Origin of the sequence: Nonomuraea sp. NPDC050153 (assembly GCF_044460125.1) — a bacterium.
Classification (GTDB): Bacteria; Actinomycetota; Actinomycetes; order Streptosporangiales; family Streptosporangiaceae; genus Nonomuraea.
In genome coordinates, this window is the sequence record NZ_JBITJQ010000004.1 from 492,805 (window position 1) to 513,336 (window position 20,532).

Genomic DNA, 20,532 nt, shown 5'->3' on the forward strand with positions numbered 1-20,532 from the left:
TCAAGTCGTGGACCGCTCTTCTTGAACAAGCCCGTATGTCGGCGTCCGGATCGTCGAGGACCGCGCCCAACGCCTCCGAGACCTCGGGCGCCGTGGCCCAGGGGGTCAGCGCTGCGGGTACTTCTCCCTGGCCACTGTGGTCCCGACACCCGGGCACCGGCCGACCAGGCCCTCCTCGCGCAGCGGTCCGAGCGCCTCGCGCACGGTGTTGCGCGAGGCGCTCGGACTCGCGCGCCGGCGCCGCCTCCAGCGGCAGCCGGCCCCCGATCAGCCGTTCTCCCTGGATGACGGCAAGATCCGCCACCCCCTTCCACGGGCTCCGCCGGGTCAGGCCGCCCTGAGCGGGCTGAGGGCGCCACCCCAGGCGAGGACCTGGTCGAGCAGGGTGGCGAGCTTGTCCTCCTGCACGGCGGCGGGCTTGAAGTCGCTGCCGTTCTCGAAGTCCGTGAAGAGCGAGAGCCCGACCTGCTGCTGCACGGTCGCCACGCCGAGATTGGCGAGGCTCTGGCGCAGGTGCCCGATGGCCTGGGCCGCGCCGCCCACCCCGTAGCCCACGAAACCGGCCGCCTTGTTGGCCCACTCCGCGTACAGGAAGTCGACGGCGTTCTTCAGCGAGCCCGGGATCGACTGGTTGTACTCGGGCGTCACGAAGACGAACGCGTCGAGGGAGGCGATCTTCGCCGCCCACTGCTTGGTGTGCTCGTGCGCGTAGTTCCCGATGGAGGGGTGGTTCGGCTCGTCCAGGTGGCGAAGGTCGTAGTCCTTCAGGTCCACCAGCTCGTACTCGGCGTCGCCGCGCTTGGTGGCCAGGTCGTGGACCCACTGCGCCACCGCCTCGCCGTTGCGGCCTGGACGGGTGCTCCCCACGATGATGCCAATCCGGATCATGTCAATCGTTCCCTTTCAGGAGGTCAGAAAAGTGCGTGACCAACAGTAGGAGCCCGAGTTGAGATATCCAATGCTTCAATGTCTAGTTTTTATACGCGAGAGTCTCTTGCCTTAGACTTCTGGCATGGACGTGCTGAGCGACGTCGTCGCCCTCATGCGTACCGGACGCCCGACCTCCGTCCGCGTCTCCTGGCGGGCCCCCTGGGGCAAGGAGTTCCCGCCGGTGCCCGGATCGGCGGGTTTCCAGGTGGTGCTGCGCGGGTCCTGCTGGCTGATCCCGCGCGACGGCGACCCGGTCCCGCTGAGCGTAGGCGACGTGGTCTTCTTCCCGCACGGCGGCGGCTACGGCCTGGCCGACGGTCCCGGCACGCCGCTCGCCGCGCCGATCTGCAACCCGTACCTGGAGACCGAGCTGTTCGCCTCGACCGTCGTGGGCGGCGACGGGGCCGAGACGGTCACCCTCTGCTGCGGCTACCAGCTCGACCCCACCAGGATCCACCCGATCCTGGGCGGGCTGCCCGACGTGATCCACCTGCCGGCGACGCTCGGCCACCACCCCGAGCTCAGGGCCGCCGTCGAGCTGCTCGCCGGCGAGATCGACAACCCCCGGCCGGGCGCGGACACCGTCGTCACGTCCCTGCTCGAAGTGCTCCAGCTCTATGTCCTGCGGGCCTGGTTCGAGCTGGAGTCCGGGGCGTGCAGTGAGTCGGGGTGGGCCGCCGCGCTGGCCGACCCGGCCATCGGCCGCGCGCTGGACGCCATCCACCGCGCCCCAGCCGACCGCTGGACGGTCGAGTCGCTCGGCGCCCACGCCGGGCTCTCGCGGGCCGGCTTCGCCCGCCGCTTCACCGCCCTCGTCGGGCAGCCGCCGCTGGCGTACCTCACGTGGTGGCGCCTGGCCACGGCGGCCCGCATACTGCGCGAGGCCCCCGACAACTCGGTGGCGGAGGTGGCACAGCAGGTCGGGTACGGGTCGGAGTTCGCGTTCGGGACCGCTTTCAAGCGGCAGTACGGGCTGGCGCCCGGCAGGTACCGCCGCCAGGTCTGCGAAGGGGCGCGCACGGCCTCCTGAGATTTGGGGGGTAGCTGGGGCACATGGTGACCAGCTACCCCACAATGGAGCAATGGCATACCCTCCGCAGCCTCCCCAGCCCCAGCCGGACGGACCGTGGGGCGCGCAAGGAGCGCCGCAAGGGTACGGCCCACAGCAGAACCACCCCCCACAACCGAACCACGCCCCTCAGCCGAATTACGGCCCACCACCCGGCCAAGGCGGCCCCCCACACCCTCAGCCCGGCTACGGCCAACCCGGATACCCACCCCCTCCACCCGGCCAGAGCCCCCCGCCTCCCGGATACGGTCCGCCTCAGGCCCCGCCCGGGTACGGCTCCCCTTCCGGGCAGGCGGCCCCGCCTCCCGGATACGGTCCGCCTCAGGCTCCACCCGGGTACGGCTCCCCTTTCGGGCAGGCGGCCCCGCCGCCCGGGTACGGCCCGGCGGGCGGGCAAGGCGGCTACGGGCCCGGGCAGGGCCATCCGCCGGGAGCGGGCGGGCCCCCGCCCGGCGCCCCGGCCGGGCCGCAAGGGACGCTGCTGCTCCCGGCCCCGGGCCCCCTCCCAGGGCCGCCCCCGGCCGCACCCCCGAAGAGCGGCAACGCCCTGGTCATCGGCCTGGTCGTGGGCCTGGTCTCGGTCCTCCTGATCGGCGGCGGGGTCATCGCGTTCCTCTACATGCGCGACTCCGCCCAGAAGACGACCGTCGCCCTCTCGACCACGGACCCGTTCCCGACGACCACGACCGCGCCGCCGTCCGACCAACCATCGGCCTCCCCGTCGGACCCGCCCACCTCCGAGCCCGCCGAACCCACCCCGGACCCCAGCGACACCAGGCCCACCACCTCGAAGCGCGTGGATCCCGACTCGCCGCTGACCGACGACGAGTTCGAGGACTGGGACTTCAAGCTGGGGGACGTGGAGCTCGAGGCCAAGAAGGTGGCCGGCTGGACGTACGACAGCTGCGACCCGGTGGACGGCCAGGGCGTACTGGCCAAGAACGACTGCCAGCGCGCCGTCCAGCTCGCGTACTCCGCGTACGGCGGGCACATCAAGGCGGTCCAGCTCCTGATGTCGTTCCCCAGTGAGGCGGCCGCCAAGACGACGGCCTCGCGTCTGGCGAAGCTCACCTCGGACGCGGTCAAGTGGCGTACGGACAAGACGCACAAGAGCTACGTCTACGGCAAGATGCGCTCGGGCGCGTCCAAGAAGTACGTGGTCGTGACGGTCCTCACCGCGGACAAGGCGGCCAAACCCATGGCCACGTACTACCACCAGTACCTGCAGAGCGATATCGCGAGCTACTTCCTCTTCCGCGACCTCACCGTCACCAGCTGACGCGGCCCGGCCGGCGCTTCATGGTGTGCCCCTGCGCCACCATGAACACCTGGTCAGACCCCGGTTGGTGCTGCATTCATCGCAAGTATGCGCGCTCCTCGCCCCGCCGGTCTGTGTCCTAGTGCACAAATCGCCCAAATGGGAGCAACGCTAGGACTCCTAGTCATGCTAGCGTCCCGAGTATGTCGATAGCCGCCCGCCGAGCACGCGAACGTGCGCAACGCCACCAGCTGATCATCACCGCCGCCCGCGAGCTGGCCGAGTCCGAGGGCTGGGACGCCGTGACGACCCGGCGACTGTCGGAGCGCGTCGAATACAGCCAGCCCGTGCTCTACAGCCACTTCAAGGGCAAGGACGCCATCGTGCGCGCGGTCGCGATCGAGGGGTTCGCGGAGCTGGCGAGCAAGCTCCGGGCGGCGCGGACCTCGGCGGCGGGCGGCGACCCCAAGGCGGTGCTGCGCCGGGTGGCGACGGCCTACCTCGACTTCGCCCGCACCCACCGTGCCCTGTACGAGGCCATGTTCGTCATGCCCGTGGCCATCCCCTTCGCCACCGAGGAGACGCCCGAGGAGCTGCGGGCGGCGTTCGGCGAGTTCGTGCTCGCGCTGGAGCCGGTGGCCGGCGCGCACCATCCCGGCATCTTCGCCGAGGTGGTGTGGGCCGCCCTGCACGGCCTCGCCACCCTCGCCCACGACCGGCGAATCCCGGCCGAGCACCAGGAGGCCAGGACCGACCTCCTCATCGACCACCTCACCCGCCCCGGATAACGGACCGCTCGTCCACAAGGCCTGCCCGGGTGAACGGACCGCCATCGGCAACGACTGCGGACGCCCCTGCTAAGGCAGCAACCCCCGCTGCCGTGCGGCCGCGGCCGCCTGGGTGCGGGTGGAGACCTCCAGCTTCCCCAGGATGTTGGACACGTGCACGCTGACCGTCTTCTGCGCGATGAACAGCCGCTCCGCGATCTCCCGGTTGGTCAGGCCCTCGGCGACCAGCCGCAGCACCTCCACCTCCCGTGCCGTCAGCCCGCCGCCACCGGACCCGCCACCCGACCCACCACCGTGCCCACCGGCCTGCCCACCGGCCCGGCCGCCGCCGAACCTGGCCCGCCGCCCGAGCTCCAGCAGCGCGTTCGCCAGCGGCGTGGCCCGCAGCCGCTCCGCCGTCTCCAGCGCCAGGGCCCACTCCGCCTGCGCCCCCTCCCGGTCGCCGGCCGCCAGCAGCGCCTCGGCCAGCCGCCAGCGGGACCGCGCCACCTCGTAGACGAACCCGAAGTCGAACGCGTCCACGACCCGGCGCCACAGGTCCACGTCGAGCCGCCCGTGCACGCGATGCCACTCGGCCTCCACCCGCAGCGCCCAGGCCAGCCCCTCGGGCCCCAGGTGGCCGGGCTCGCCGGCGGGCCCGGAATCGACGGCGAGGCGGGCACGGGCGCGCAGCTCGTCGGCGCCCTCGGTGGTGCCGAGCTCGGCCAGCGCCCAGAGCCCGACGGCGGCCAGCCGCAGCGCCCTCGCGTCGACCTCGACCATCGACGCCGTGACCGCCCGCACATGGCCGAGCGCGGTCGCGGGGTCGCCGTGCCAGAGCGCGTGCTCGGCGGCCAGGCCACGGGACATGTACGTGGCCAGCTCGTCGTACCAGAACGGCCGCAGCCAGCTCAGCCGTGCCTCGACCGCGGGCAGGTCCCGCGCCACCTCGACGAACAGCGCGAACGACGACAGGGTCGCCTCCGGCAGCGTGCCCACCCGCGCGCCGAAGCCGGCCGCGACCGCCTGGGCCTGGTCCCACTCGCCGGCCACGTAGTGGATCAGGAACCGCAGGAAACGCAGGTCGGTGCCGTAGGTGCTCCACTTGAGCCCGGTCTCGAACGCCACGCGGATGCCGTCGTCGGCCACCTCGGCGGCCTTGACCAGCAGGCCCTGCTCGTAGTGGATGCGGGCGTGCTGGAAGCGGGCGCGCAGATCCATCGCCAGGTCGCCGGAGCTCTCGGCCGAAGCCGTCTCGATCAGCTCGTGAGCCCTGGCCACGTCGCCCTGGAGCTCCACGGAGACGGCCAGCGTGAGCAGGGCGCCCACCTCGGCGTCCCTGGCGCCGGAGGCGCGGGCGGTCTCCAGCGCCCGCGTGGACAGGGCCTCGACCTCGCGGTGGCGGGAACTCCAGAGCAGAGCGCGGGCATGCGTGGCCAAGGCGCGGGCGAGCGCGGGCTGATCTTCGGCGCTCTCCACCGCGCGCTCCGCCGCCGCGATGGCGCCCGGCTGGTCGTCGGCTTCGTACAGGTAATAGGCCAGGCGTTCGCTGACCTCGGACGTCGGCGGCAGGGCCTTGAGCTGGTTGATCGCACGATGGTTGTCGCCGCTGTCGGCCGCCGACACGGCGCTGCGCATCGCCAGCGCGAACCGGCTCTCCCCGGCCAGCTCCGCCGCGCCCTCGACCCGGTCCCACAGGCCGAGCACCTGGTCGTAGTGGCTGTGCGCCTCAGCCGGCGCCCCGAGCCGCTCGGCCAGGCGCCCAGCCTCGGCGGAGGCCGCCAGCGCCCCGGCCAGGTCGTGACCGGCGAGGTGGTGGTGGGCCAGCTCGGCGGGCGAGGTCAGCAGCCGGGCGAAGGCGGCGTGCAGCCGCGTGCGCTCGCCGGGCAGCAGGTCGGTGTAGACCGCCTCCTGGAGCAGGGCGTGGCGGAACGCGTATCCGTAGCCGTCGACCCTGAGCAGCCCGCGCGAGACGATCTCCCTGACCGCCTCCTCGAACTCCGCCAGCGGCAGCCCCGACACCTCCCGCAGCAGCTCGTCCTCCACCCGGCGGCCGGCCACGGCGGCGGCCCGCAGCACCCGCTGCCCGGCCTCCGACAGCAGCTCGACCCGGGACATCAGCAGGCTGGCCAGCCCGTCGGGCAGGCTGTCGCCCTCGGACATGGCCGCGAACAGCTCCTCCGCGTAGAACGGGTTGCCGTCGGCGCGGGTCACGATGAGGCCCAGCTCCTGAGCGCCCACCTCCCCCAGGGTGGCGACATAGTCGGACATGTCGCCGGAGCCGAGCGGCCCCAGCTCGACCCCCATCACCGTGGGCAGCCGCCGCAGCTCGGCCAGCACGGAGCGGAGCGGGTGGCGGCGGTGGAGGTCGTCGGTGCGGTAGGTGCCGACCACGCAGACCCGCTCGCTCTGCACCATGCGGCTGAGGAAGACCAGCAGGTCACGGGTGGACCGGTCGGCCCAGTGCAGGTCCTCGATCACGAACAGCACCGGCTGCACGTCGGCCAGCAGCCCCAGCAGCGAGCCGAACAGCCGCTGCTGGGTGAGCCCCGCCGACGGGGCGCTCTCCATGCCCGGCAGCAGCTGGCCCAGCATGGGATGGGCGGCGGCGGCCTCGCGCACGGCCGGCTCCGCGCCGCGCAGCGCGTCGGCCAGCGGCAGATAGGGCAGCGCGTCGCCCAGCTCGGCGCACTGGCCGACCAGCACGTGGAAACCTTGCTTGCGGGCCTCGGCCACCAGCTCGGTGACCAGCCGGGTCTTGCCGATTCCGGCGTCCCCGCCCACGAGCGCCACCCCGGCAGTGCCTCCGGCCGCCGATCGCAGCACTCGCACGAGCCCGGACAGCTCAGCAGAGCGCCCGACAAGAAGACCGTTCACGCCAGAAACTATGCCATGCTGCGCCGACAACTTATTGGTCCAGGAAATCGGACCGAGATTGGCCCTCATCGACATACCAAAGGCATTTTACGCTGCTGTTTCGTGATTCCTCCAACGACTTTCGCCCTCTTCGTCACGGCCTCGCTCGCCCTGGTGCTCATCCCCGGCCCGAACCACCTCTACATCACCGCCAGGGGCATCGCCCAAGGCAGGGCGGCGGGCCTGGCCAGCGCGTTCGGCGTGGAGGCGGGCACGCTCGTGCACATCGCGGCCGCCGCCGCGGGTCTCTCGTACGTGATCGCGCAGTCGGCGACCCTGTTCGCGGTCGTCAAGTGGGCGGGCGTGGCGTACCTCGTCTATCTCGGCATCCGCGCGTTCACCGGCAAGGAGACGGAAGGCGTGGCGCCGCCGCCCCAGCCGCTGCGGAAGGTCTTCCTCGAAGGCGTGCTGGTCAACGTGCTGAACCCCAAGGTGGCGCTGTTCTTCCTGGCGTTCCTGCCGCAGTTCGTGCGCCCGGAGGCGGGCTCGCCCGCGCTCCAGGTGGTGCTGTTCGGCCTGACGCTGCTGCTCCTGGGGCTGATCTCCGACATCGTGTACGCGTGCTCCGCCGGCGCCCTGGGCACCCGGCTCGCCTCCCGGGCCAGGACCCTCCGGTACGTCAGCGGCTTCGTCTACCTGGGACTGGGAGTGGCCACGGCGTTCGCCGGGAGAAAATGACCACATGGCCCCGAGGAAACAGCAGGAGATCTTCGATGCGACGTTGCGGCTGGTGGCGGAGAAGGGCTACGACGGGCTGACCGTCGAAGGGGTCGCCGAGCACTCGGGCGTCAACAAGACGACGATCTACCGCTGGTGGCCGTCCAAGGCCGCGCTGCTGGGGGCGGCGCTGGTGGAGGCGGACGTGCTGGGCTTCGAGGCGCCGGACACGGGAAGCCTGCGCGGTGACCTGACCGCGCTGGTCGAGGGGGTGAGGCGGCTGCTCACCGAGCCGCCGGCCAGCGACATCGCCGTCGCCGCGCTGGCCGCCGCCGTCCGCCACCCCGAGCTGGACACCCGCCGCTTCTTCGCCGACCGGTTCGCGCGGGAGCGGGAGGTCTTCGAGCGCGCGGTGCGGCGGGGCGAGCTGAAGGAGCCGGCGGACCCGATGCTGATCGTCGACCTGCTCGCCGGGGCCGTATGGATGCGCGCCGTCTTCCGGGGCCTGCGCGTCACCGACGACTTCCCGGCCGCGGCGGTCTCGGCCGTCCTCGACGGGCTACAGCGCTTCTGACAGGGCGGCCGGGATGCGGTCCAGGACCGGGTGGGGCACCAGCCCGTACGCGTAGAAGTCCACGGCGAGGGCACCCGCCGCCTTCGCCCCCCGGGCCTTGGCCACCAGCCGGTCCACCGAGTCGCTGTCCGGGAATCCGGGCCGCAGCACCGCCCGCACCTCCCGGTCCTTGCCCACGGACCGCAGGTAGGCGCCCACGTCGTCGGCCACCCGAGCCGCGTCCCGCGCGTACGCCAGCACCCCGAAGGCCGGGACGAGGTCCCCCAGCGCCACCAGGTCGACCCCGAGCTGCCAGGCGTCGTGCGCCGCGAGCCCGGGCGTGGGCAGCCCGTCCGTGTAGCCCTTGACCGCGCCGGTCGAGTCGATGAACACCAGCTTGGAGCCCTCGTCGGCCACCGCCGAGGCCACCTCGGACACCAGCGTGGTGACGGTCTCGGACCGGGCCCGCGCGTAGGCCACGACGTCGGGCCCCGCGTACGCGGTGAGCGCCGCCCGGGTCACCTCCCCCTGCGCGGGCGGGTCGCCGTCGAACACGCCGCCCACGATCCTGGCGCACTCGTCGCGCGCCACCTCGGCGTTCACGCCCAGGTCGGTGGCGCGGCGCATGCAGTAGTCGCAGAAGCAGAGCCCGAACAGGTACGCGTCCATCGGCCCCAGCGGCACGAACGAGCGCTGCGGCTTGAGCGGCCTGAAGTGCAGCGACTCCGCCACGACGCTGTCGACCCCGAGCCTGGCCACCGCCCTGGCCAGCGCGACCGCGTATTCGCGCACGTCGGGGTGGGCGGGGCACAGGTCGGTGAGCGAGCCGCGGTCGCCGAAGCAGTCGCGTACGGTCACGTCCGGATGCTTCGTGCCGAGCGTGGCGTTGCGCAGGAAGACCGTCCATCCGTGGAGCTTCATGGACCGTTTCGCACAAGCCTCGCGAAGCCCGTCGAGGCCGTTCAGATAGCCGGGCACCGGAGAAAGGCGGAGCCCGGCGAACAGATCGGACGGCGGGGTGAAGTGCGCCCCGTCGTGGCGGATGGTCAGGCGGGACAGTCCGTGCGGGGTGACGTCGCGGGAGGCGTGGTGCACGGCACCGACGGTGATGCCGCTCACGCCGTACGCGCTGATCCTGTCGAGCACCCGCTCGACGCCCTCGCCGCGCAGGTCCTCGACGAAGACGTACACCGAACTGTCCACAACCAGACCTTAAGCGCTCTTGTGAGCGACGAAGTCGATCTCCACCAGGATGTTCATCAGCTCGGATCCCACGGTGGTGCGCACGGGGTACGGCTGGCTGAAATACGACTTGTAGACCTCGTTGTAGGCCGCGAAGTCGCGCTTGAGGTGCTGAAGGTGGACCGTGGCCTTGACCACGTCGTCGAAGCCGAGGCCGTGCGCGGCCAGGATGGCGCCGAGGTTGCGCATGACCTGGTGCGTCTGCGTGGCGACGTCGTCGCCGACGATCTCGGCGGTGTGCGGGTCGAGCGGGCCCATGCCGGAGGTGTAGACGAAGTCCCCCACCACGAGTCCCTGCGAGTAGGCGCCGACCGGGGCCGCGCCTTCGGTGGTCTTCAGCTCCTTTTTCACCGTGTCTCCCTAGAAATTGGTGGTTATCTGGCCAACGACACGGTAGTCCCGGTCCACCAGGGGCAGCACGCGCCACTTGTCGAACGCGGTGCAGGGGTGGGAGATGCCGAAGGCCAGCAGGTCACCGGGCTTGAGCCCGTCCGCGCGCACGACGGTGTGCTGGTCCTGCATCTTCACGATCGTGACGCCGTCGCGCCGCGGGATGGGCAGCCCCTCGTCGTAGGGCGCGTCCCGCTTGCCCATGCCCACGATCGCCAGGCCGGGCTCGGGCGTGGACAGCACGTGCGCCCAGACCTCCAGCGCGGGGCGCAGCTCTCCCTCGATGCGGTTGAACGGGGTGCGCTCGCGGTAGTAGCCGTCGTCGTGGGTGACGTACGCGCCGCTGCGCAGCAGGATCCGGGCCTGGGTGGCGACGAGCTCGCGCCCGATCACGTCGAACCACTGGCTGCCGCCCACGGTCAGGATCGGGCTCTTGAGGCGGACGTACTCGACGGCCTCCTGCAGCGAGTACAGATATTTCCGGACATCGTCGGCGGTCTTCAGCGCGCCCTCGTAACCGGCGACCCCGGCCAGCTCGACGTTCGAGACCCCCTGCACGTACGACACCAGGCTCAGCAACTGGTCCAGGGACCGGCACCCGGCCCGTCCGCCTTCGTGCCCCAGCTCCACCAGCACCCGGAACGGCCGGGACGAGGCATGCCGAGCGAGAATGTCCACCCCGGCCTCGGAGTCCACGAAGCTCAGGAACTCGAACGCCGGATCCCGCTCCAGCTCGCCCGCGGCCCAGTCGAGCCCCGCCGGGTCCACGACCTGGTTGGCCACCATGATCCGGCCCACCCCGAACCCGCGGACCACCCGCGCCTGGCGCGGCGTCGCGACGGTGAGCCCCCAGGCGCCCGCTTCGAGCTGAAGCGCGGCGATCTCAGCGGACATGTGCGTCTTGGCGTGCGGCGCCAGCTCCATCCCGTGGTCGCGGACGAAGGCCGCCATCGTCTCGACGTTGTGCTCCAGCGCGTCCTGGTGCACCACCATGAGGGGGAGTTCGAGCCCACCTGCGAAGATCTGCTGCCCGAACACGACACCCCTTTCATCCGCGTCTGACCCTATCCCAGCCATCTCAGACCTTTGCCCAGATCACGGATGAAGCGCACGCCCCGAGGTGGCGCCGGTGAGCTCTCCCCCGGCCAGCACGCGTACGCCCGACACGAGCACGTCGTCGACCCCGGCCGCGAGCGTGCGCGGATCCTCGTAGGTCGCCCGGTCGCCCACCACCGCCGGGTCGAAGACCACCACGTCGGCCGCGAACCCGCTGCGCACCAGCCCCCGGTCCGTCAGCCCGAAGCGCCTGGCCGGATGGGAGGCCAGGTGCACGACGGCCTGCTCCCAGGTCCAGTCGGCCAGCTCCCGCACGTGCCGGCCGAGGAACCTGGCGAACGCCCCGAAACCCCGCGGATGCGGATGGCCGCCCACATAGATGCCGTCGGAGCCGCCGGTGTGCGAGGGGTGCCGCAACATCCTGCGTACGGACTCCTCCCCCTCCGGGCCCTCGTCGGGGCGGGCGGACACGACGCCCGCCTCCAGCCGCGTCTCGGTCAGGAGGCGGCGGCAGAACTCGGCGGGCGGCGACCCGTCCCGCTCGGCCGCCGCCACGATGGTCAGGCCCTCGGCCCACTCCATCCCCGGGGCGTGCGAGACGGTCAGCCGCGGCCAGACGGCGTCGAGCGTCGGCCACCAGGCGTCCAGCTCGTCCGACGCGATCATCTCCAGCGCCCGGTCGGTCTCGGCGCCCGGCACGGAGTCGGGCAGCACGACCATGGCCAGGATCGTGTTGCCGCGCAGGTAGGGGTAGGTGTCGAAGGTGAGGTCCACGCCCTTGCCGAGCGCCTCCTCGACCAGCGGGAGCAGCACGTCCGCCGGCCCGTGCAGGTGGGAGACGTGCACGGCGGCGCCGGAGCGCTCGGCGATGTCCATGACCTCGGTCATGCCCACGCCCGCCCGCTGGCCGTACGCGCGCATGTGGGTGACGTACGGCAGGCCGCCGAGCGGGGCGCACAGGGCGGCCAGCTCCTCGGCGTCGGCATAGCGGCCGGGGAGGTATTCGAGGCCGGTCGACAGGCCCACCGCCCCGTCCTCCAGGCCCTTCTCGACGTGCCGCAGCATGGCCGTCAGGTCGTCGGGGGAGGCCTGATCGGGCGAGGGCCCCATGACGTCGTAACGGATGGTGCCGTGCGGGAGAAGGTAGGCGGTGTTCAGCGCCACGGCGCGGTCGTAGCCGCCCAGCAGCTCGCCGACGGTCAGCGGCCCGTCGAGGGCGAGCGGGCCGTTGACGGCGGCGAAGTAGCGGGAGGCGTAGGCGACGGTGGCCGCCGAGCCGGGAGCGAAGGACAGGCCGTCCTGCCCCAGCACGAACGTGGTCACCCCCTGCCGGAGCGCCGCCCGCTGAACCACCGGGTCGAACACGGCCGCGTCGCCGTGGGCGTGACAGTCGACGAAGCCGGGCGCGATGAACCGCCCCGTCGCGTCGATCACAGTCTCCGCCTCGGCGCCGCCCAGCCTCCCGATCGCCGCGATCCTGCCGCCCACGACCGCAACGTCCGCCCGGTACGGCGGGGCGCCCGTCCCGTCGAGCACCCGGCCGCCGTTGATGACTACGTCGAACCTCACCCCAAGATTCAATCAGAGCCGCGCGAATATGCCGGAGGGCATTGCACGGACTTGTCGACGGGTCGCGCGGCCAGCACCGCGCGAGCCCTGGCCCGGTCGAGGTTCCAGCCGTTCCAGGGGTCGGGGCGGGACAGGCCGTTGGCCGCGACCACGTCGGCCAGCACGCAGCTGCGCTGCGGCTCCGGCAGCTTGTCCAGGGCCGGTACGGCCTCCGCGCCGAGGTCGCCCAGGTAGTCGGAGTCCAGCTTGGCCACGCCGCGCACCTCGACCTGCGTCTGGGCGACCTGGAGGTCGGGGTTCACGATGGCGAACGCGCCCAGGCCCAGCCCGGTGACCAGCACGACCGTACGCGGCAGCCAGCCGGAGCCGCGGCCCAGGAGCCGGGCCGCCCCGGCCAGCAGCACCAGCGCGAACAGCGTGCCCAGCCACCACACCGTGGCCTGCACGGACAGGCGCAGCCTGGACAGGCCGTACGCCTCGGTGTAGAGGTTCATGCGGTGCAGGGCGGAGGCCAGCACGACCATGGTCAGCCCGCACAGCACGCCGAGCAGCACAGCCAGCAGCCAGCGTTCGCGCCGCTCGACCTTCAGCAGCCCGCTGGCGACCGCCACGATGCCCAGCACGAAGAGGCTGACCACCACGAGCTGGAAGAACCCCTGCCTGGCGTACTCGGCGTAGGTCAACCCGGCCGTCTTCAGCACCCAGGTGTTGCCGCCGAACAGCGCCGTGATCTGCACCGCCACGAACGAGGCGAACAGCAGGTTCACCGCCGTGAGCGGCACCATCCAGATGCTCCTGCTCACGCTGAACTTCGCCTCCGGCCCCACCGGGTCGACCACCGGCCTGAGCGCGACCAGCACCACGGCGGCCAGCAGCACGGCGAACAGCCCGAACAGGAAGATCCGCTGCGGCGCCGACTCCGCCCAGTCCGGCGCGGTCGTCAGCCGCTCCAGGAAGGAGGCGAACACGGCGTCCGCCGAGGCGAACAGCAGCCCGAACACCAGGAGCAGCACCGCCGTGATGCCCAGCGCGGCCAGCATCGGCATGACCCGGCGCCTGGAGGACAGCTTCTTCAGCGGCTGCGCCAGGAACCACGGCACCGGCCCGAGCGTGAGCATCACGGACATGCCGCCTCTGATCACGCCGAGCCACCCGGCCCCGGCCCCCGACACGGCCAGCGCCCCTAGTCCGGCCCCCGCCACGAGCAGGATCGCGACCAGCCAGTCGGCGTCGCGCACCGCCGCCATCGAGATCAGGAAGTACGCCGTCAGCCCGAACGCCACCGTCCACGGCGTCATCCGCCGCAGCACGGCCGGCAGCGCCGCCGCGCCCAGAACCACGGCGACCAGCACGATCCCCAGCCCGACCTGCGCCTCGGGCAGCGCCACCGCCGCGAACACCCCGGCCCCCGCGGCCGCGGGCAGCAGCCAGCGGGGGGAGTCGGGCAATTCGGGCCTGGGGAAGAGGGGCGGCGGCACGTAGGGCGGCGGCCCTCCCGCGCTCCGGTACGGCGCCGGCCCCTGCGGCATCCCCCCGTTCGGGACACCCGTCTGGCCCGCCGCCGGACCGCCCGCCGCGTGGGCCGCGACCTGCGCCGACTGGTAGGCCGCCGCGGCGGCCCTGCGCCCGGACCCGGCCCCCATCCCCGCGCCGACCGCACCCATGAGCGCGGTGCACATGACGAGCGTGGCGAGGGCCATCGTGTCGCTGACGGCCAGGCTGACGAGCACGGCGGCGAACAGGCCCAGCAGGAAGCCGACCAGCACACCGACGATCGCGCCACCGATCATCCTGGCGAAGGGGCTGCCCACCGACAGAGCCGGCGGCACCCCGGCACCGCTCCCGGCGGGCCCAGGGACGGGGTTCCCCCCACCCGGCCGCCCGAGGACGTACCCTCCCGGAACGACGCCACCACCAGCCCCACCGGGCCCCATGGCGACACCCCCGCCGGACGCGCCCGCTCCCACCGCGAGCGCGCCGGCGGGCACGGGCGCGCCCATTCCCGCCACAGCCGTGATGCCGCCCGCGCCCGCCGCGACACCGGTGTCCGTGCTCGCCGCCTTCTCGCCTTCGGCGGCGTCGAGGCCGGGCGTGCCGGCCGTGGCCAGGGCCGCGAGCTTCGCGAGCCCGGCAGCGGTGTCCAGGGCCTCGTCAGCTGACGCCGCGCTGCCCTCCACCGCGACGCCGACCGCGGCCGGCTCGGCGCCCTCGTGCGGAGCCGCCACGACTCCGACGAGGCCGGCGGCCTCTCCGTCGGACGCGACGCGTGCCACCGCGGCCGCAAGCCCGGCGGCGGCATCGCCGTCCGGCACCTGGGCCTCTCCCCCGGTCGCGGCGGCAGCCACCAGATCCCCCTCGGCGGCCCGATCGCGGGCCTCGCGACCCGCCGTCACCGAAGCGGCCATGTCCAGCGCGGAACGCGGAGCCTCGGGCAGGTGCTCGGTCCCCGAGCCCCGCTCGCCGCCCTCCAGCGGCACATCCGCCATCGTCGTCCTCCCTGGTAAATCGACGACCATGCGGCACCCCGCGCAGTCGTCGATGCGAATGGAACCCCCGTGCAGCTCGACGATCTCCTTCACGATGGCCAGCCCCAGCCCGGCGCCCCCGGAGTCGGCCGCCCGCCCGGCGTCGAGCCGGGAGAAGCGCTCGAACACGCGCGCCCTGGCCGAGACCGGGATCCCCGGCCCCTGGTCGGCGACGGAGATCCGGACCCCGGCCCCCTCCGCCGCGACGATCACGGTCACCACCCCGCAGGAAGGGCTGTGCCGTACCGCGTTGTCCAGGAGGTTCGCCAGGACCTGCGCGAGCAGGTCGGGGTCGGCGCGCACCGCCAGGCCGGCGGGGACCGACGCCCGGATCTCGACGTCCTCCCGGGCCAGCGCCCCCTCGCGGACCGCCTGCTCGACCAGCGGCGCCAGCGCGATGGCCTCGGGCTCGATCAGGCGCGCTCCCGAGTCCAGCCGCGACAGGTCCAGGAGCTGGGCCACGAGGCGGCCGAGGCGCTCGGTCTGGGCGAGCGCGGTACGCATGGTGACGGGGTCGGGGGCGGAGACGCCGTCCACGACGTTCTCCAGGACCGCGCGCAGGCCGGTGATGGGGGTGCGGAGCTCGTGGCTGACGTTCGCGATGAGCTCGCGCCGCTGCCGGTCCACCTCGCCGAGGTCGGCCGCCATCGCGTTGAACGCCCTGGCCAGCTCCCCGACCTCGTCGCGGGAGGTGGCCGTCACGCGCAGCCCGTACAGGCCCTTGGCGATCGTCTGGGCCGCGCTGGCCATCTGGCGCAGCGGCTTGGTCATCCCCATGGCGAGGAGCTGCACCATGATCAACGCCAGGATCACGGCGACCGCGATGCGCAGCTCGCGGGAGAGGCCGGAGTTGATGCCGACCTCGTTCACCACGAACGCGGTCCCCACGGCCAGCACGATCACGATGCCGAGCTTGACCTTGATGCGGCCGAGAAAGTCGAGCGGTCTCATCGTCGCACCAGGGCGTAGCCGACGCCGTGCACCGTGCGCACCACGTCGGAGCCCAGCTTGCGGCGCAGCGCCCGCACGTGGCTGTCGACGGTCCTGGTCGCCGCCGCCTCCGAGAAGCCCCACACGTCCGACAGCAGCCGGTCCCGCTCGAACACCTGCCCGGGCCGCTCCGCCAACCGGCGCAGCAGGTCGAACTCCGTCCTGGTGAGCTGCGCCTCCACGCCCCCGACGAACACCCGGCGGGCCGCGGTGTCGATCTCCACCTCGCCGACCCTGATCACCGTGTCCTCGGCCGCGAGCTGGGCCGCCCGCTCGACCCTGCGCAGCAGCGCGTGGATCCTGGCCACGAGTTCGCGCATGCTGAAGGGCTTGGCCAGGTAGTCGTCCGCCCCGACGCCGAGCCCGACCAGCACGTCGGTCTCCTCGCCGAGCGCGGTCAGCATGAGCACGGGCACCGGTCTGGCCGCCTGCATCCGGCGGCACACCTCCAGCCCGTCGATCCCCGGCAGCAGCCGGTCGAGGATCACCAGGTCCGGCTCCGCCCTGCCGTACTGGATCAGGGCGTCCTGCCCGTCGCCGGCCACCCTGACGTCGAAGCCCTCGGCGGCCAGCCTGTTCCGTACGGCCAGCGCGATCGTCTGATCGTCCTCGACCACGAGGATGCGTCGCTGCTCTGCCACGTACGAAAGCCTAGAAGCGGCCTGTGCAGACGACACTCCTAAATTTGTGCACATACAGTGCAGACTTGGCTGGTGAACACCGCCGGATACCTCCGCCGCATCGGCCTGCCCAGTCTCCTCAACGCCCCCACCAGCGCAGAAAATCTGCGGGCGCTCCACATCGCGCATCTGGAGAAGGTGCCCTACGAAGCGCTGGAGATCTGGCTCGACCGCCCCACCACCGTGGATCCCGTCGAGTCCGCCGAGCGCATCATCGGCGGGCGCGGCGGCTACTGCTACCACCTCAACGGCGCGTTCTCCGAGCTGATCAGGTCGCTGGGGTACGACGTGACCAGGCACGTCGGCGGTGTCCAGGGCCGTGGCAAGGAGCCCGGCATCACCGCCGACCATCTGGTGCTCACCGTGCGCGGCCTGCCGTCGGAGGGCAATCCGGGCGGTGAGTGGCTGGTCGACCTGGGGCTCGGGGATGGGTTCCACGAGCCGCTGCCGCTGGTCGAGGGCACGTATGAGCAGGGGCCGTTCGCGTACGCCCTGCGCCCGTCGGAGGTCGCGCCGGGCGGCTGGCGGTTCGAACACGATCCCAGTGGGTCGTTCGAGGGCATGGACTACGACCCGGCCCCGACCGGCATGTCGGCCTTCGTTGATATGCACCGGCATTTGACGACCTCGCCGACGTCCGGGTTCGTGCGCATCGCGACCGTTCAGCGGCGGGACGCGTACGGCGTGGACAGCCTGCGCGGGCTCATGCTGAAGCGCGTCGGCGGCCGGACGCTCTCGGTCACCCTGGACAATTCCCGCGACTACTACGCGGCGCTGGCGGACATCTTCCTGCTCCCGCTCACCGACGTGAGCGGCCCGGAGAAGGAGAAGCTGTGGCGCAGACTGTACGACGCGCACGAGGTCTGGCTGGCCAGTGACGCGTCGTGACAGCCTTGCGCTATCGTGCACCTCGACATGGGTGAGACGCGGAAGCTGGCCGGCCGCTACCGGCTGCTGAACCCCCTGGCCGCGGGCTCTGTCCGGCTGGCCTTCGACGAGTCGGAGCACCGTGACGTCACGGTCAGGGAGCTGCGGGTTCCGGCCGAGCTGCGCGATGCCGCGCTGCAGGAGGCCCGCAGGGCATCCGAGCTCCGGCACGCCTCGATCGTGCGGGTGCTCGACGTGGTGATCGAGGACGACACGCCGTGGCTGGTCATGGAGTTCGTGTCGGGGGCGTCGCTGGAGCAGACCATCCGCGCCCGCCGCCCGCTGCCGGCCGCGCAGGCGGCCAGGGTCGGCGTCTGCATCCTGTCGGCCCTGACGGTGGCGCACGAGGCGGGGATCGTGCACGGGCGGGTGGAGCCCGGCAACGTCCTGCTCACTCCGACGGGCCGGGCGGTGCTCACCGGCTTCGGCTTCCCCAGCCTCAGCATGCTGCCCTCCGCCGACCTGTGGTCCCTGGCCGCCATGCTGCACTTCGCGGTGGAGGGCCGCCCGCCCGGCCAGGCGCCCGCGGCGGGCGCGGACCCGCTCAGGACGCTGATCAGAGCCATGCTCAACCCGGCGGGGCCGCCGACGATGGAGGTGATCCGCGAGACCCTGGACCTCCTGGCCGTGAGCCGCCCGCTCGACGTGATCATCGGGCTGTTCGGGCCGCTGCCGATCCCCGTGGTGGCCGCGATGGGGCTCGCCCTGATCGAGCAGCTCCAGGCCGGGGAGGCGTTCCACGGCGGAATCCAGCCCGGCAACGTCCTCATCGACGCCCGGGGCCGGGCCCGGTTGATCCCGCTGCTGAGGTCGGGAACGCTCCCGGCCTACACGGCCCCGGAGGCCTCCCCCACCCTGGCCGCCGACCTGTGGTCACTGGGCGCCACGCTCTTCACCGCCGTCGAGGGTGTACCGCCCTCGCCCGGCGCGCCGCTGACCAGAGCGGGCACGCTGGCTCACGTACTGTTCCGTCTTTTGTCCGGCAATCCATTGGAACGTCCCACTCCGGATGAGCTGCGCCGCGATTTCGAGTCGGTACGGCAGACGCGCACCATTTGAGATACATCGCGAATGGAACCAAGCAATGGGCCCACTCGTTGGACAGGAGACGCAGAATAAGGGAGAGGCGGGGCACGCGCTCCGTGTTCGGAAGCAGCTCGGAGGAAGTTGAGTATGTCGCCAATCCAGAAGTACGCCATTGGCGCAGGCGCCGCGGTTCTGCTCTCGCTGATCTTCTTCGGGGCCGGGTGGATCACCCTGCTGGTCATCCTCGGCGTGATCGCCGCCCCCGTGGTCGGTTACCTGATGCTCGACCCGTCGCAGCGCGAACGGCTCAAGAGGGCCCGCAGGCGCGGCATCGGCCACTGAACTCCACGCGGTGGAGGCCTGGACACGGCCTCCACCGCGGGCTCAGGCCTGCGCCGCTGCCGCCTGCTCCGTCTGGACGCGCTGGGTCACCCGGCGCTCGATGTAGAACGACAGGAACGGCACCGTGCCCCCGAGCATGACGCCGAGCATGTACGGCCAGGTCCAGCGCGCCTTCATGCCCAGGTTCATGACCGCGACCAGGTAGAGCATGTAGAGCCCGCCGTGAATGGGCGCGATGACCTTCGACAACGTCGGGTCACCGAAGCCGTAACGCACCACCATGGCCACGCAGAGCACGAGCAGCATGCAGCCGACCACGTACGCGAGCACCCGGAAGGGCTTCAGAGCCGATTCCACGATTAACCTTCCAGAGCCATCTCAGGGGACTTGGCATGGTCCCGATCGCTTCGTACGGCGTCGCGTACGAAGTGGAACCACATGAACACGGCGAATCCCGCGAAAATCCACCAGTTCGCGGCATATGCCAGGTTACGCCAGGTCAGCGTGCCACCCACCACCGGCGGCTGGACCTTGACCTGCGCCAGCGAGCCGGACGGCGGCTGCGCCACCACGAAGCCGGTGCGTACCTTTTGACCGGTCCACAGGTTGACCAATTCACCCGTGGACACCGTCTGCACCTGACCGGCAGGCAGACCCTCCGCGCGCCGCTGCACGCTGTCGGTGCCCTGCTGCGGCCGCAGCCGCCCGGCCACCGCGACCCGGCCCTGCGGCACCGCGGAGACCGCCGGGTCGTCGGCCTTCGCCGCCCAGCCCCGCACCACCGGCATCAACGTGCCGTCGTCGAGCCGGAGCGGCGTGAGCACCCAGTAGCCGCGGTCACGCGAGACGTTGCCGCCGGGGGCGTCGACGTCGGCCCGCCGGTCGGCGACCAGGAGCTGGCGGCCGGCCTCGTAGACACCTTCCGCCGTGACCTTGCGGCCCACGGCCTCACCGCTCAACTGCGGGCCCACCTGGGCGAGCGTGCCGACCGCGACGGGCCCGGGGTCGGTGGAGGCTTGCGGCTTCCCCGAATCTTGGAAAACTCCGAGCTGCCAGCGCCCCAGCAGGATGAACGCGACGAGGACCCCGATCGTGAGCAGGTGCAGCCCCATGACGCGGGGGGAGAGCAGGGTCCTCAACATGTTTCAAAACTATCCGCCGGGTGCGACGGTCCCCTAATCAGCCCATGCGTACGGTAGGCCGCGTTTCAGCGGACCACCGCAGGCGAGGGGGAAGTTCGCCCGCCTACGGATACCAGCAAACAGTGCAAACGGCGCAGACGCTCACGCTAGGCTACTGGCCATGTCTGACCAGCATATCGACCCGGCGGGCAACACCCAGCAGTTCAAGGCTTTCGCGCAGCGCCGCGAACAGGAAGCCGCCGCCACGCCCAAGAAGTCCTCCGTCGTACCGATCGTCTCGGTCGTCGTCGTCGTCGCGATCGTGATCGTCGGCGTCGCCGCCTTCCTCCTGCTGAAGTAGCCCCAGATCTGATCCACCCGCCGCGGGGGCCGTGGCGGGTTCTCGCTGTTCGCACGGCCCGCCCAACGACGCGCGGGCCCGCGACCCCTCCGCCCGGGTCGACGAGGCGGACGCCCCCTCCCAAGAACCTCGGCCGAAGCACGCGCCGATCGG

19 protein-coding genes and 1 pseudogene are annotated in these 20,532 nt (G+C 72.0%); 9 read left to right on the forward strand and 11 right to left on the reverse strand.

Annotated features, from left to right (window positions below; genetic code table 11):
- Nucleotides 1-105 precede the first annotated feature (105 nt).
- Nucleotides 106-207: pseudogene (locus tag ACIBQ1_RS14410) on the reverse strand (GntR family transcriptional regulator); the annotation flags it as partial.
- 120 nt (nt 208-327) lie between these two features.
- A complete protein-coding gene (locus tag ACIBQ1_RS14415; RefSeq protein ID WP_397277492.1) occupies nt 328-888 on the reverse strand; it encodes an NADPH-dependent FMN reductase in 561 nt (186 codons plus the stop codon).
- A gap of 124 nt (nt 889-1,012) precedes the next feature.
- Between ACIBQ1_RS14415 and ACIBQ1_RS14420 the strand changes: the two genes are divergently transcribed.
- The 3 genes from ACIBQ1_RS14420 to ACIBQ1_RS14430 all read left to right on the forward strand — a co-directional run bounded on the left by ACIBQ1_RS14420 (nt 1,013) and on the right by ACIBQ1_RS14430 (nt 4,045).
- Entirely contained in the window at nt 1,013-1,960 is a 948-nt protein-coding gene (locus ACIBQ1_RS14420; protein WP_397277494.1) for an AraC family transcriptional regulator, read from the forward strand.
- 604 nt (nt 1,961-2,564) lie between these two features.
- Nucleotides 2,565-3,278 carry a hypothetical protein gene (locus tag ACIBQ1_RS14425; RefSeq protein ID WP_397277496.1) on the forward strand — a complete coding sequence of 238 codons (714 nt, stop codon included), beginning with the start codon at nt 2,565-2,567 and terminating at the stop codon, nt 3,276-3,278.
- A gap of 182 nt (nt 3,279-3,460) precedes the next feature.
- Complete coding sequence (locus ACIBQ1_RS14430; protein WP_397277497.1) at nt 3,461-4,045, forward strand: TetR/AcrR family transcriptional regulator; 585 nt, start codon at nt 3,461-3,463, stop codon at nt 4,043-4,045.
- Between the two features lie 69 nt (nt 4,046-4,114).
- On the opposite strand, the gene ACIBQ1_RS14435 is transcribed toward ACIBQ1_RS14430, so the two are convergent.
- Nucleotides 4,115-6,901, reverse strand: coding sequence for an AAA family ATPase (locus ACIBQ1_RS14435; protein WP_397277499.1), 2,787 nt, complete (start codon nt 6,899-6,901; stop codon nt 4,115-4,117).
- Nucleotides 6,902-7,003: 102 nt separating this feature from the next.
- Between ACIBQ1_RS14435 and ACIBQ1_RS14440 the strand changes: the two genes are divergently transcribed.
- Both ACIBQ1_RS14440 and ACIBQ1_RS14445 read left to right on the forward strand, forming a co-directional pair.
- Nucleotides 7,004-7,618 (forward strand): LysE family translocator, encoded by a 615-nt coding sequence (locus ACIBQ1_RS14440; protein ID WP_397277501.1) that lies wholly within the window; start codon nt 7,004-7,006, stop codon nt 7,616-7,618.
- A 4-nt stretch (nt 7,619-7,622) separates the two neighbouring features.
- Nucleotides 7,623-8,171, forward strand: a complete 549-nt coding sequence (locus ACIBQ1_RS14445) for a TetR/AcrR family transcriptional regulator (protein WP_397277503.1) — start codon at nt 7,623-7,625, stop codon at nt 8,169-8,171.
- On the opposite strand, the gene ACIBQ1_RS14450 is transcribed toward ACIBQ1_RS14445, so the two are convergent.
- The 6 genes from ACIBQ1_RS14450 to ACIBQ1_RS14475 are packed head-to-tail and all read right to left on the reverse strand — an operon-like array spanning nt 8,157 to nt 16,563.
- Nucleotides 8,157-9,353, reverse strand: coding sequence for a hypothetical protein (locus tag ACIBQ1_RS14450; protein ID WP_397277505.1), 1,197 nt, complete (start codon nt 9,351-9,353; stop codon nt 8,157-8,159). The two genes, ACIBQ1_RS14445 and ACIBQ1_RS14450, sit on opposite strands and share 15 nt — an antisense overlap.
- A 9-nt stretch (nt 9,354-9,362) precedes the next feature.
- Nucleotides 9,363-9,743 (reverse strand): RidA family protein, encoded by a 381-nt coding sequence (locus tag ACIBQ1_RS14455; RefSeq protein WP_397277507.1) that lies wholly within the window; start codon nt 9,741-9,743, stop codon nt 9,363-9,365.
- 9 nt (nt 9,744-9,752) lie between these two features.
- A complete protein-coding gene (locus tag ACIBQ1_RS14460; protein ID WP_397277509.1) occupies nt 9,753-10,820 on the reverse strand; it encodes an alanine racemase in 1,068 nt (355 codons plus the stop codon).
- Nucleotides 10,821-10,877: 57 nt separating this feature from the next.
- Nucleotides 10,878-12,407 (reverse strand): amidohydrolase family protein, encoded by a 1,530-nt coding sequence (locus tag ACIBQ1_RS14465; RefSeq protein WP_397277511.1) that lies wholly within the window; start codon nt 12,405-12,407, stop codon nt 10,878-10,880.
- An 8-nt stretch (nt 12,408-12,415) separates the two neighbouring features.
- Nucleotides 12,416-15,883, reverse strand: a complete 3,468-nt coding sequence (locus ACIBQ1_RS14470) for a DUF4153 domain-containing protein (RefSeq protein ID WP_397277513.1) — start codon at nt 15,881-15,883, stop codon at nt 12,416-12,418.
- On the reverse strand, nt 15,880-16,563 hold the full coding sequence (locus ACIBQ1_RS14475; RefSeq protein ID WP_397277515.1) for a response regulator transcription factor: 684 nt from the start codon (nt 16,561-16,563) through the stop codon (nt 15,880-15,882). The genes ACIBQ1_RS14470 and ACIBQ1_RS14475 overlap by 4 nt, the downstream gene beginning before the upstream one ends.
- A gap of 72 nt (nt 16,564-16,635) precedes the next feature.
- On the opposite strand from ACIBQ1_RS14475, the gene ACIBQ1_RS14480 reads away from it, so the two are divergent.
- The 3 genes from ACIBQ1_RS14480 to ACIBQ1_RS14490 all read left to right on the forward strand — a co-directional run bounded on the left by ACIBQ1_RS14480 (nt 16,636) and on the right by ACIBQ1_RS14490 (nt 18,897).
- On the forward strand, nt 16,636-17,490 hold the full coding sequence (locus ACIBQ1_RS14480) for an arylamine N-acetyltransferase (protein WP_397277517.1): 855 nt from the start codon (nt 16,636-16,638) through the stop codon (nt 17,488-17,490).
- Nucleotides 17,491-17,517: 27 nt separating this feature from the next.
- On the forward strand, nt 17,518-18,588 hold the full coding sequence (locus tag ACIBQ1_RS14485) for a protein kinase (RefSeq protein WP_397277519.1): 1,071 nt from the start codon (nt 17,518-17,520) through the stop codon (nt 18,586-18,588).
- Between the two features lie 114 nt (nt 18,589-18,702).
- A complete protein-coding gene (locus ACIBQ1_RS14490) occupies nt 18,703-18,897 on the forward strand; it encodes a hypothetical protein (RefSeq protein ID WP_397277521.1) in 195 nt (64 codons plus the stop codon).
- Between the two features lie 42 nt (nt 18,898-18,939).
- Here ACIBQ1_RS14490 and ACIBQ1_RS14495 read toward each other — a convergent pair whose 3' ends face one another.
- Both ACIBQ1_RS14495 and ACIBQ1_RS14500 read right to left on the reverse strand, forming a co-directional pair.
- A complete protein-coding gene (locus ACIBQ1_RS14495; RefSeq protein ID WP_397277522.1) occupies nt 18,940-19,254 on the reverse strand; it encodes a DUF3817 domain-containing protein in 315 nt (104 codons plus the stop codon).
- Nucleotides 19,255-19,256: 2 nt separating this feature from the next.
- Entirely contained in the window at nt 19,257-20,039 is a 783-nt protein-coding gene (locus ACIBQ1_RS14500) for an SURF1 family protein (protein ID WP_397277524.1), read from the reverse strand.
- Between the two features lie 160 nt (nt 20,040-20,199).
- On the opposite strand from ACIBQ1_RS14500, the gene ACIBQ1_RS14505 reads away from it, so the two are divergent.
- The gene (locus ACIBQ1_RS14505) at nt 20,200-20,379 is read left to right on the forward strand and encodes a hypothetical protein (RefSeq protein WP_355371352.1); all 180 of its coding nucleotides are present in this window, start codon (nt 20,200-20,202) and stop codon (nt 20,377-20,379) included.
- The last annotated feature ends 153 nt before the right edge of the window (nt 20,380-20,532 follow it).

What these genes read in the sequence shown, in the direction of transcription:
- ACIBQ1_RS14505 (WP_355371352.1), top strand. Translation starts at nt 20,200, where the DNA reads ATGTCTGACCAGCATATCGACCCGGCGGGCAACACCCAGCAGTTCAAG.
- ACIBQ1_RS14430 (WP_397277497.1), top strand. Translation starts at nt 3,461, where the DNA reads ATGTCGATAGCCGCCCGCCGAGCACGCGAACGTGCGCAACGCCACCAG.
- ACIBQ1_RS14445 (WP_397277503.1), top strand. Translation starts at nt 7,623, where the DNA reads ATGGCCCCGAGGAAACAGCAGGAGATCTTCGATGCGACGTTGCGGCTG.
- ACIBQ1_RS14485 (WP_397277519.1), top strand. Translation starts at nt 17,518, where the DNA reads ATGGGTGAGACGCGGAAGCTGGCCGGCCGCTACCGGCTGCTGAACCCC.
- ACIBQ1_RS14490 (WP_397277521.1), top strand. Translation starts at nt 18,703, where the DNA reads ATGTCGCCAATCCAGAAGTACGCCATTGGCGCAGGCGCCGCGGTTCTG.
- ACIBQ1_RS14470 (WP_397277513.1), bottom strand. Translation starts at nt 15,883, where the DNA reads ATGAGACCGCTCGACTTTCTCGGCCGCATCAAGGTCAAGCTCGGCATC.
- ACIBQ1_RS14415 (WP_397277492.1), bottom strand. Translation starts at nt 888, where the DNA reads ATGATCCGGATTGGCATCATCGTGGGGAGCACCCGTCCAGGCCGCAAC.
- ACIBQ1_RS14500 (WP_397277524.1), bottom strand. Translation starts at nt 20,039, where the DNA reads ATGTTGAGGACCCTGCTCTCCCCCCGCGTCATGGGGCTGCACCTGCTC.
- ACIBQ1_RS14420 (WP_397277494.1), top strand. Translation starts at nt 1,013, where the DNA reads ATGGACGTGCTGAGCGACGTCGTCGCCCTCATGCGTACCGGACGCCCG.